This is a genomic window from Pseudomonas sp. BNK-15 (genome assembly GCF_047456105.1).
GTDB classification, from domain to species: Bacteria; Pseudomonadota; Gammaproteobacteria; order Pseudomonadales; family Pseudomonadaceae; genus Aquipseudomonas; species Aquipseudomonas putida_E.
Genome location: NZ_CP179898.1, coordinates 2709437 through 2719937 on the forward strand (window position 1 = coordinate 2709437; position 10501 = coordinate 2719937).

At 61.5% G+C, this 10501-nt stretch carries 10 protein-coding genes; 7 read left to right on the top strand and 3 right to left on the bottom strand.

Annotated features, from left to right (window positions below; all coding sequences use genetic code 11):
- Positions 1–38: 38 nt before the first annotated feature.
- A complete protein-coding gene (gene smpB / locus ACMGF5_RS12350; protein ID WP_414157822.1) occupies positions 39–521 on the bottom strand; it encodes an SsrA-binding protein SmpB in 483 nt (160 codons plus the stop codon).
- Positions 522–683: 162 nt separating this feature from the next.
- Here smpB and ACMGF5_RS12355 point away from each other — a divergent pair, with 162 nt between their 5' ends.
- Positions 684–1118 carry a type II toxin-antitoxin system RatA family toxin gene (locus ACMGF5_RS12355; RefSeq protein ID WP_012312635.1) on the top strand — a complete coding sequence of 145 codons (435 nt, stop codon included), beginning with the start codon at positions 684–686 and terminating at the stop codon, positions 1116–1118.
- Positions 1119–1180: 62 nt separating this feature from the next.
- Here ACMGF5_RS12355 and ACMGF5_RS12360 read toward each other — a convergent pair whose 3' ends face one another.
- On the bottom strand, positions 1181–1717 hold the full coding sequence (locus ACMGF5_RS12360) for an outer membrane protein assembly factor BamE (RefSeq protein WP_046788146.1): 537 nt from the start codon (positions 1715–1717) through the stop codon (positions 1181–1183).
- A gap of 97 nt (positions 1718–1814) precedes the next feature.
- Here ACMGF5_RS12360 and fur point away from each other — a divergent pair, with 97 nt between their 5' ends.
- Positions 1815–2219, top strand: a complete 405-nt coding sequence (fur, locus tag ACMGF5_RS12365; RefSeq protein WP_008096237.1) for a ferric iron uptake transcriptional regulator — start codon at positions 1815–1817, stop codon at positions 2217–2219.
- A 112-nt stretch (positions 2220–2331) separates the two neighbouring features.
- Here fur and recN read toward each other — a convergent pair whose 3' ends face one another.
- Positions 2332–4005 (bottom strand): DNA repair protein RecN, encoded by a 1674-nt coding sequence (gene recN / locus ACMGF5_RS12370; protein WP_046788148.1) that lies wholly within the window; start codon positions 4003–4005, stop codon positions 2332–2334.
- A 191-nt stretch (positions 4006–4196) separates the two neighbouring features.
- On the opposite strand from recN, the gene grpE reads away from it, so the two are divergent.
- The 5 genes from grpE (at position 4197) to carA (ending at position 10428) form a co-directional block, all read left to right on the top strand.
- Complete coding sequence (grpE, locus tag ACMGF5_RS12375) at positions 4197–4751, top strand: nucleotide exchange factor GrpE (protein WP_012312638.1); 555 nt, start codon at positions 4197–4199, stop codon at positions 4749–4751.
- Positions 4752–4852: 101 nt separating this feature from the next.
- Positions 4853–6778, top strand: coding sequence for a molecular chaperone DnaK (gene dnaK, locus ACMGF5_RS12380; RefSeq protein ID WP_046788149.1), 1926 nt, complete (start codon positions 4853–4855; stop codon positions 6776–6778).
- Between the two features lie 197 nt (positions 6779–6975).
- Positions 6976–8100, top strand: a complete 1125-nt coding sequence (dnaJ, locus tag ACMGF5_RS12385) for a molecular chaperone DnaJ (RefSeq protein ID WP_039602362.1) — start codon at positions 6976–6978, stop codon at positions 8098–8100.
- Between the two features lie 13 nt (positions 8101–8113).
- Complete coding sequence (gene dapB, locus ACMGF5_RS12390; RefSeq protein ID WP_046788150.1) at positions 8114–8917, top strand: 4-hydroxy-tetrahydrodipicolinate reductase; 804 nt, start codon at positions 8114–8116, stop codon at positions 8915–8917.
- A gap of 374 nt (positions 8918–9291) precedes the next feature.
- The gene (carA, locus tag ACMGF5_RS12395; protein WP_039602472.1) at positions 9292–10428 is read left to right on the top strand and encodes a glutamine-hydrolyzing carbamoyl-phosphate synthase small subunit; all 1137 of its coding nucleotides are present in this window, start codon (positions 9292–9294) and stop codon (positions 10426–10428) included.
- Positions 10429–10501: the final 73 nt, after the last annotated feature.

A 10501-nucleotide genomic window follows, 5' to 3' on the forward strand; every position in this document is an offset into this window, starting at 1 on the left:
ACAAGGCCGCTCCTACGGCGGCCGCGCAAGGGCGGGAATTAGTCTTCCTTGCCCTTGTTCCGCACCGCACGCTGCAGCTCGCGGTTGGAATCGCGTTCGCGCACGGTGTCGCGCTTGTCGAATTCCTTCTTGCCCTTGCCAAGCGCAATCTCGCACTTGATCAGGTGCTTGCTCCAGTACAGCGCCAGGGCCACACAGGTGTAGCCCTTCTGCGCCACCGCAGCTTCCACACGCTCCAGCTCACGCTTGGTCAGCAGCAGCTTGCGCGAGCGGATAGGGTCGGCGATGACGTGGGTGCTGGCAGTGGTCAGCGGGGTGATGTGGCTGCCGAACAGCCAGGCTTCGCCATCCTTGAGCAGCACGTAGCTGTCGGTCAGGTGCGCCTTGCCGGCCCGCAGGCTTTTTACTTCCCAACCGGACAGGACCAGCCCGGCCTCGAACTTGTGTTCGATGAAGTAATCGTGTCGCGCCTTTTTGTTTTGCGCGATGGTCCCGGTCGGATGTTTCTTTTGTTTAGCCATAGGGGCGGCATTATAGGCAAGTCACCGCGTGGTCGGCTACGGGATTTAGGTGCGCTTGAGCCACCGCAATGAATACCGGACAATACAGGCCCTGTCTTACGCACAGAACCTGTTTTTGGCACGCTGCGAAGCCCGCCACCCAGCCTTGGAAGTGACGCCTGGATGACTACCCATATTCAACGCTCCGCCCTGCTGCCGTACCCTGCCCAGGCGCTGTACGACCTGGTCAATGATGTAGCCAGCTACCCGCAGTTCCTGCCTTGGTGCTCGGCCTCGACTGTGCTCGAAGCCAGTGACACGCACATGCGCGCCAAGCTGGAGGTGGCCAAAGGTGGCATGAGCCAGCAGTTCGTGACCCGCAATGTGCTGGTGCCCGGGCAGTCCATCGAGATGAACCTGGAGGAAGGGCCGTTCACCCAGTTGCATGGCGTGTGGGTATTCAAGGCGCTGGGTGAAAAAGCCTGCAAGATCAGCCTGGACCTGTCCTTCGATTACGCCGGGCCGATTGTGCGGGCGACCCTGGGGCCGCTGTTCAATCAGGCCGCCAACACGCTGGTGGATGCGTTCTGCCAGCGTGCCAAGCAGCTCAATACGTGATGCTGCCAAGTCATCAGGCACAAAAAAACCCGGACTGATCCGGGCTTTTTTTGCGCCTGCATTTACTGCGGCGAGGTTTCCAGCGGGGCAGGTGTCGGCACCGGTGTGGTCTCGATGGTGTCGATCTCGCGCTGGATGGATTCTTCCACCGAACCAGGTTTGGCCGGCTTCTCTTCCGGTTGCGACGCTGGCTGGCCTGGCTGGGTGGCCGGGCTGACCGTGGTATCACCGCTGCCGCCCAGGATTTCCTGGTCGCGGCTCACGCCTGGCATGAAGTCACCCGACAGGCTGACCAGTTGGTCGCTGTCGTTGAAGAAGATGCTCATGCGCTCCTGCTGGCGTTGGCCGCCACCAGGTTGCAGGCTGTACAGGTAATCCCAACGATTGGTGTTGAAAGTATCCTGGAGCAGAGGGTTGCCCATGATAAACCTTACTTGCCGGCGGGTCATTCCGGGGCGTAATTGGTCTATCATGTCTTGCGTAACGACATTGCCCTGCTGGATGTCGATTTTGTAAACCCCGGGAAACGAGCAACCGGCGAGTGCGAGCAGTCCCACGAAGGTGAGGCTGGTTAGCAAGAGCTTGGTGTTGTTTTGCATCGGTGGGCGACTTCCACTATCTTGGCTGGACAACGTAAACCCCGATCATACCCGTATTAAGAGAAGCTGCGAAGCAGCATCGGCGAGAAAGCTGACCATGGTTGAAAATAGCGAATTGCGCAAAGCCGGTCTCAAGGTGACACTGCCTCGAGTCAAGATCCTTCAGATGCTCGACTCGACCGAGCAACGTCACATGAGCGCCGAGGATGTCTACAAGGCGCTGATGGAGGCTGGCGAGGACGTCGGCCTGGCAACCGTTTATCGCGTACTCACCCAGTTCGAGGCTGCTGGGCTGGTGGTACGGCACAACTTCGATGGCGGTCACGCAGTTTTCGAGCTGGCGGACGGCGGTCACCACGACCATATGGTCAATGTGGAGACCAGTGAAGTCATCGAATTCATGGACGCCGAAATCGAGCGGCGCCAAAAAGAGATCGTGGCCGAGCATGGCTACGAGTTGGTGGACCACAATCTGGTCCTCTACGTGCGTAAGAAAAAGTAACGATTGCGGTCGTTATGAAGAGCAAAGGCGACCCTGGGGTCGCCTTTGTGCTTTCTGCGGTAGGGGTAACTGCGGGAGCCGGCTGTCGGCGATGACGCCAGTGCAGGCAGTATCACGCCTTACCGGACACCACCATCTTGCGCGCATGCGCCAGCGATTCCTTGGTCAGGTCGATCCCGCCCAGCATCCGCGCCACTTCCTCGACCCGCTCGCGCTTGCCAAGGCTGGCCACGGCAGTGTGCGTGGTGTCGCTATTGCGCACCTTGTGCACGAACAAATGATGATGGCCCTGCGCCGCGACCTGCGGCAGGTGGGTGACGGTCAGCACCTGGCCGCGCTCACCGAGGCGGCGCAGTAGCTGGCCGACGATCTCGGCCGTCGGGCCACCGATGCCCACGTCAACCTCATCGAAGACCAGTGTCGGGATGCGTGAGGTTTGCGCCGTGATGACCTGGATCGCCAGGCTGATCCGTGACAGTTCGCCACCTGAGGCCACCTTGGCCAAACCTTTGAGCGGCTGCCCGGGGTTGGCGCTCACCAGCAGCTCTATCTGCTCCAGGCCGTGTGGCGACAGGTCGCTGCTTTCGTTGGGTGTGAGTTCGATGCAGAACCGCCCGCCAGGCATGCCCAGGCGCTGGATCTCCTGTTCGACCGCGATGGCGAGCTGCTGGGCCGCCTGCTGGCGCAGGGCGCTCAACTCGATCGCCCTTTCCTGATAGTGCTTGGCATAGGCCGACAGTTCTTCGCCCAGGCGCTCGATCGATTCGTCGCTGGCATTCAGGCCTTCCAGCTCCTCCATCAACTGCTGCTGCAGGTGGGGCAGTTCGGTCGGGTGCACGCGATGTTTGCGTGCCAGGGTGTAGATGGTGTCGAGGCGCTCTTCCAGGGCTTGCAGGCGCATGGGGTCGGCGTCGAAATTGTCGAGGAAGCGGTTGAGTTCGCCTACGGCTTCTTCTATCTGGATCTGTGCGCTGGCGATGAGGTTGGCGGCTTCACCCAGCGCCTTAGGGGTGTTGGCTGCGGCGCCCAGGCGATTGAGGCTGGAGGTGAGGGCGCCTAGCACATTGCCTGAGTCGCTTTCGCTGCATTGGTCGATGACCTGGCGGCAGATGCCGAACAGGGCCTCAGCGTTGGTCAGGTTCTTGTGTTCCTGCTCCAGCTGCTCCAGTTCGTTTTCACCCAGGCCAAGGTTGTCGAGCTCTTCCAGCTGATAGCTGAGCAACTGGTGGCGGGCGCGCTGCTCATCGCCGGAGTTGGACAGGCGCTCGAGCTCCAGGCGGGTCTGGTTCCAGCGCTTGGCTGCGAGCTGGACCTGGCGGGACAGGTCGATGGCGCCGGCATATTCGTCGAGCAGGCGGCGGTGGGTGTCGGTCTTGAGCAGCGATTGGTGCTCATGCTGGCTGTGGATGTCGATCAGCAGTTCACCGAGCGCCTTCAGGTCACCCAGTGGGCAGGGCGTGCCGTTTATATAGCCGCGGCTGCGGCCTTCGGCCGTGATGACGCGGCGCAGGATGCACGGGCCGCCGTCGTCCAGGTCGCGCTCGGCCAGCCAGGTGTGCGCTTCGGGGATATCCACCAGATCGAAGGTGGCCAGGATGTCCGCCTTGTCCGCGCCAGGGCGCACCACGCCGCTGTCGGCGCGATCACCGAGGGCCAGGCCGAGGGCGTCGAGCATGATCGATTTGCCTGCGCCGGTCTCGCCGGTGATGACGGACATGCCGCGGGCGAGTTCGAGGTCGAGGTGTTCGACGATGGCGTAGTTGTGAATGGACAGATGCACCAGCATGGGGCGGCTCCCGAGAAGTCAGGTCTGGTTATTTATACAGTACTTTTTTCGAGCCTGCCAATGCCTGCTCGCAGTTTCCATCGTCGACCTGAAAACCGCTTTGCCCCTTGAAGCTGATTTTTCCGGCCCCATATAGCCGGCAGACACGGCGAGCTTTGCTCGTACTACAGAGATTGCGGAGGAGAGACCCCATGGCTGACGAACAGCTGAATGAGAAAGACCTTAACGCCGAAGAGGCTGGTGCAGTGGATAACGGCGCCCGCGTTCAAGAGCTCGAGGAGCAGCTGGCCGCCGCCAAGGATCAGTCCCTGCGTGCCGTCGCCGACCTGCAGAACGTGCGTCGCCGCGCCGAGCAGGATGTCGAGAAGGCGCACAAATTCGCCCTGGAGAAGTTTGCCGGCGACCTGTTGCCGGTGATCGACAGCCTGGAGCTGGCTCTGGCGCACTCCAGCGCTGAAGATGAGCAGGTCAAGAAGATCCGTGAAGGCGTCGAACTGACCCTCAAGATGTTCCAGGACACCCTCAAGCGTTACAACCTCGAAGCCATCGACCCGCACGGCCAGCCGTTCAATGCCGAGCACCATCAGGCCATGGCCATGCAGGAAAGCGCCGAGGTAGAGCCCAACAGCGTGCTGAACGTGTTCCAGAAGGGCTACCTGCTCAACGGCCGCCTGCTGCGCCCTGCCATGGTGGTGGTCAGCAAGGCGCCGAGCGCGCCGCAGCCTTCGATCGATGAAAAGGCTTGAAATCTGACGGGCCATCCCCATCTAGGTGTCAAGCCTTCAAGTATTACCGCAGTTGGCCAAAGTAGTCGCTGCTACCAAATTCAAGTTTCGGGAGAGTAAACATGGGCAAAATCATCGGTATCGACCTGGGGACCACCAACTCGTGCGTCTCCATTCTGGAAAACGGTAACGTCAAGGTCATCGAAAACGCCGAAGGTGCGCGTACCACCCCTTCGATCGTGGCCTACGCCAATGATGGCGAAATCCTGGTTGGCCAGTCGGCCAAGCGCCAGGCCGTCACCAACCCGCACAACACCCTGTTCGCAGTGAAGCGCCTCATCGGCCGCCGCTTCGAAGAAGATGTCGTGCAGAAAGACATCAAGCTGGTGCCGTACAAGATCGTCAAGGCTAACAACGGTGACGCCTGGGTCGAGGCTGCCGGCAAGGAAATGGCGCCGCCGCAGATCAGCGCCGAAGTTCTGAAAAAGATGAAGAAGACCGCCGAAGACTACCTCGGCGAGCCAGTCACCGAAGCGGTCATCACCGTTCCGGCCTACTTCAACGACAGCCAGCGTCAGGCCACCAAAGACGCCGGTCGCATCGCGGGTCTGGACGTAAAGCGCATCATCAACGAACCGACCGCTGCTGCGCTGGCCTATGGCATGGACAAGGCCAAGGGCGACCACACTGTCATCGTTTATGACCTGGGTGGCGGTACCTTCGACGTATCGGTCATCGAAATCGCCGAAGTTGACGGTGAGCACCAGTTCGAAGTGCTGGCCACCAACGGCGACACCTTCCTGGGTGGCGAAGACTTCGACATGCGCCTGATCGACTACCTCGTCGACGAGTTCAAGAAAGAGTCGGGCATGGACCTGAAGAACGACCCTCTGGCCCTGCAGCGTCTGAAAGAAGCCGCGGAAAAGGCCAAGATCGAACTGTCCTCCGCTCAGTCGACCGACGTCAACCTGCCGTACATCACTGCAGATGCGACCGGTCCGAAGCACCTGAACGTGAAGATCTCCCGCGCCAAGCTGGAGTCGCTGGTGGAAGACCTGGTCAACCGTACCATCGAGCCTTGCCGCATCGCCCTGAAAGACGCAGGCATCGACGCCAGCAAGATCGACGACGTGATCCTGGTCGGTGGCCAGACCCGTATGCCGCTGGTTCAGAAGGCCGTTGCCGATTTCTTCGGCAAGGAAGCCCGCAAGGACGTCAACCCGGACGAAGCAGTTGCCATGGGTGCTGCCATCCAGGGTGCCGTACTGGCCGGTGACGTGAAAGACGTACTGCTGCTGGACGTCAGCCCGCTGACCCTGGGTATCGAAACCATGGGCGGCGTGATGACCCCGCTGATCGAGAAGAACACCACCATTCCGACCAAGAAGTCGCAGGTGTTCTCGACTGCCGACGACAACCAGGGCGCAGTGACCATTCATGTGCTGCAGGGTGAGCGCAAGCAGGCTTCGCAGAACAAGTCGCTGGGCAAGTTCGACCTGGCTGACATCCCGCCAGCACCGCGTGGTGTTCCGCAGATCGAAGTGACCTTCGACATTGATGCCAACGGCATCCTGCACGTCGGCGCCAAAGACAAGGCCACCGGCAAGACCCAGTCGATCGTGATCAAGGCCAACTCCGGTCTGTCCGACGAAGAGATCGAAAAAATGGTGCGTGACGCCGAGGCCAATGCCGAGGAAGACCGTAAGTTCGAAGAGCTGGCCGCTGCCCGCAACCAGGGTGACGCGCTGGTTCACTCGACCCGCAAGATGGTCGCTGACGCCGGTGACAAGGTCACTGCCGAAGAGAAGACTGCCATCGAAGCGGCCGTGGTTGCCCTGGAAGCCGCTGTGAAAGGCGACGACAAGGCTGCCATCGATGCCAAGGTCGAAGAGCTGTCCAAGGTCTCCGCGCCGGTAGCCCAGAAGATGTACGCCGAGCAGTCGGCCGAACAGCCTCAGGGCGGCGCTCAGCAGGCCGAGCCGGAAGCCAAGCACGATGACGTGGTTGACGCCGAGTTCGAAGAAGTGAAAGGCGACGACAAGAAGTAATCGTTGCATGTTGTCGGCCAGCCCACCGCCGTTTGGCGGTGAGCTGGTAGGATGTCGCCGCGCGGGGGCTTGCTCCCGCGTTGGCGTATCTGGAATTCGAGAATTTTTACAGCATTTGTCTGGGCCGCATCGGGTCTTCAGGCGGGTGCTGACGGCGCGGCGCGGATGCCGAACGCCCAACAAGGTGCAAATGACCTATGTCCAAGCGTGATTATTATGAGGTCCTGGGTGTCGAGCGCGGCGCCAGTGAAGCAGACCTGAAAAAGGCTTATCGCCGCCTGGCGATGAAGTACCACCCGGACCGCAACCCGGGCGACAAAGAGTCCGAAGACAAGTTCAAGGAGGCCAACGAGGCCTACGAAGTACTGTCTGACGCGAGCAAGCGTGCGGCGTTCGACCAGTATGGTCACGCCGGCGTCGACCCGAGCATGGGTGGCGGCGGTGCAGGCTTCGGTGGCGCCAACTTCTCCGACATCTTTGGCGATGTGTTCAGTGACTTCTTCGGTGGTGGTCGTGGCGGTGGTCGTGGTGGTGCTTCGCGCGGCAGCGACCTGCGCTACACCCTGGAGCTGAACCTGGAAGAAGCCGTGCGCGGCACCACGGTCAGCATTCGGGTGCCGACCCTGGTCAACTGCCAGCCTTGTGACGGCAGTGGTGCGAAGAAGGGTTCGACCCCGTCGACCTGCCCGACGTGCGGCGGTATCGGCCAGGTGCGCATGCAGCAGGGCTTCTTCTCGGTGCAGCAGACCTGCCCGCGCTGCCATGGCCAGGGCAAGATCATCACCGACCCTTGCGGTTCGTGCCACGGTGAAGGCCGTGTCGAGGAATACAAGACCCTGTCGGTCAAGGTGCCGGCCGGCGTCGACACTGGCGACCGCATCCGCCTGTCCGGCGAAGGCGAGGCAGGCACCCATGGTGGCCCGACCGGCGACCTTTACGTGGTGATCAACGTGCGTGAGCACGAGATTTTCCAGCGTGACGGCAAGCACCTGTATTGCGAAGTGCCTATCAGCTATACCGATGCCGCTCTGGGTGGCGAGCTGGAAGTGCCGACCCTCGATGGTCGTGTGAAGCTGAAGATCCCGGAAGGCACGCAGACCGGCAAGCAGTTCCGCCTGCGTGGCAAGGGTGTGGCACCGGTGCGTGGTGGTGGTGCGGGTGACCTGCTGTGCCGCGTTGCGGTCGAGACCCCGGTCAACCTCAGCCGTCGCCAGCGTGAACTGCTCGAAGAGCTGCGCGACTCGCTCGAAGGCGACAGCTCCCACTCGCCCAAGGCCAATGGCTGGTTCGATGGCGTGAAGCGCTTCTTCGGCGATCTCTGACAAGGAACAGGCTATGCGACGTATTGCAGTGATGGGCGCGGCAGGGCGGATGGGCAAGACCCTGATCGAAGCCGTGCAGCAAACCCCGGGTGCCGGGCTGACGGCGGCGATCGACCGCCCGGACAGCTCGCTGGTCGGTGCGGATGCCGGTGAGTTGGCGGCGCTCGGTCGGATCGGTGTGCTGTTGTCGGATGACCTGGCCAAGGTTGCCGACGAATTCGACGTGCTGATCGACTTCACTCACCCTTCGGTGACCCTGAAGAACCTGGCGTTCTGCCGCAAGCATGGCAAGGCGATGATCATCGGCACCACCGGTTTCACCAGCGAGGAGAAGCAGCTGCTGGCCGAGGCGGGCAAGGATATCCCGATCGTCTTCGCCGCCAACTTCAGCGTAGGCGTCAACCTCAGCCTGAAGTTGCTGGACATGGCGGCGCGTGTGCTGGGCGATGATGTCGACATCGAGATCATCGAGGCGCACCACCGGCACAAGGTCGACGCGCCGTCAGGCACTGCGCTGCGCATGGGTGAGGTGGTTGCCAATGCCCTGGGTCGTGATCTGCAGGAAGTGGCGGTGTATGGTCGTGAGGGCCAGACGGGCGCGCGTGATCGCCAGACCATCGGCTTTGCGACTGTGCGTGCCGGCGATGTGGTCGGTGACCACACCGTGCTGTTCGCCGCTGAAGGTGAGCGCCTGGAAATCACCCACAAGGCTTCCAGCCGCATGACCTTCGCCAAGGGTGCGGTGCGTGCCGCGCTGTGGCTGGATGGGCGCGAGGCGGGCTTGTACGACATGCAGGATGTTCTAGAGCTGCGTTAAGCCGTTCCCTCGGGGTACATGTGATCCCTGGTAGGAGCGGCCTTGTGTCGCGAAAGGACTGCGCAGCAGTCCCAGGATATCTGTGGCGCCGCTGATATCCTGGGGCCGCTTTGCGACCCTTTCGCGACACAAGGCCGCTCCTACACGCGTGTTCATTGCCCAAGAAGGTCAGCCTGTCGCAATCATGTGTTTTAGAGGCACATTTACGGTAGACCAAAAAAGCACTTTTCTGTAAGCTACAGCTTTAGTGTGTCCACTAAAAGCGCGCAGCGAATTGAATTCAGCACATAGAAGCGGGGTGACGTGTCCATACGTCACTCCGCTTTTTTGCAACCTGCGATCGCCCTTTCATGCTTGATTTACGGGAGGTCTTCTTGACAAAGCCAGCCATACTCGCCCTTGCCGACGGCAGTATTTTTCGCGGTGAAGCCATCGGAGCCGACGGTCAGACCGTTGGTGAGGTGGTGTTCAACACCGCTATGACCGGCTACCAGGAAATCCTTACAGACCCTTCCTACGCGCAGCAAATCGTTACTCTGACCTACCCGCACATTGGCAACACCGGCACCACCCCGGAAGACGCCGAGTCGAACCGTGTCTGGTCCGCCGGCCTGGTCATCCGTGACCTGCCGCTGCTGGCCAGCAACTGGCGTAACACCCAGTCGCTGCCTGACTACCTCAAGGCCAACAATGTCGTTGCCATCGCCGGCATCGACACCCGTCGCCTGACCCGTATCCTGCGTGAAAAGGGCGCTCAGAACGGCTGCATCCTCGCCGGTGACAACATCAGCGAAGAAGCCGCCATCGCCGCTGCCCGCGCCTTCCCTGGCCTCAAGGGCATGGACCTGGCCAAGGTCGTTTCCACCAAGGAGCGTTACGAGTGGCGCTCCAGCGTGTGGGAGCTGAAAACCGACAGCCACCCGACCCTGGAAGCTTCCGAGCTGCCGTACCACGTTGTTGCCTTCGACTACGGCGTCAAGCTGAACATCCTGCGCATGTTGGTCGCCCGTGGCTGCCGCGTGACCGTGGTGCCTGCCCAGACCCCGGCCAGCGAAGTGCTCGCGCTCAACCCCGATGGTGTGTTCCTGTCCAACGGCCCTGGTGATCCGGAGCCATGCGACTACGCAATCCAGGCGATCAAAGAGATCCTCGACACCGATATTCCGGTGTTCGGCATCTGCCTGGGCCACCAGCTGCTGGCGCTGGCCTCTGGCGCCAAGACCGTGAAAATGGGCCACGGCCACCATGGTGCCAACCACCCGGTCCAGGACCTGGACACCGGTGTGGTCATGATCACCAGCCAGAACCACGGTTTCGCCGTAGACGAAGCCACCCTGCCGGGTAACGTCCGCGCCATCCACAAGTCGCTGTTCGACGGCACCCTGCAGGGTATCGAGCGTACCGACAAGAGCGCGTTCAGCTTCCAGGGCCACCCTGAAGCGAGCCCGGGCCCGACCGACGTCGCGCCACTGTTCGATCGTTTCACCGATGCCATGGCCAAGCGCCGCTGAGCATCCTGCTTCAAGGCCCCGGGCCGGCACCTGCCGCGCCCGGAAGCGCCTGACCCAGATTGTTCAAAGCGGC

Bases quoted from the DNA above. Each gene is read 5' to 3' on its own strand.
- smpB (WP_414157822.1), bottom strand. From the start codon at position 521: ATGGCTAAACAAAAGAAACATCCGACCGGGACCATCGCGCAAAACAAA.
- recN (WP_046788148.1), bottom strand. From the start codon at position 4,005: ATGCTGGTGCATCTGTCCATTCACAACTACGCCATCGTCGAACACCTC.
- grpE (WP_012312638.1), top strand. From the start codon at position 4,197: ATGGCTGACGAACAGCTGAATGAGAAAGACCTTAACGCCGAAGAGGCT.
- ACMGF5_RS12355 (WP_012312635.1), top strand. From the start codon at position 684: ATGACTACCCATATTCAACGCTCCGCCCTGCTGCCGTACCCTGCCCAG.
- ACMGF5_RS12360 (WP_046788146.1), bottom strand. From the start codon at position 1,717: ATGCAAAACAACACCAAGCTCTTGCTAACCAGCCTCACCTTCGTGGGA.
- fur (WP_008096237.1), top strand. From the start codon at position 1,815: ATGGTTGAAAATAGCGAATTGCGCAAAGCCGGTCTCAAGGTGACACTG.
- dnaJ (WP_039602362.1), top strand. From the start codon at position 6,976: ATGTCCAAGCGTGATTATTATGAGGTCCTGGGTGTCGAGCGCGGCGCC.
- dapB (WP_046788150.1), top strand. From the start codon at position 8,114: ATGCGACGTATTGCAGTGATGGGCGCGGCAGGGCGGATGGGCAAGACC.
- dnaK (WP_046788149.1), top strand. From the start codon at position 4,853: ATGGGCAAAATCATCGGTATCGACCTGGGGACCACCAACTCGTGCGTC.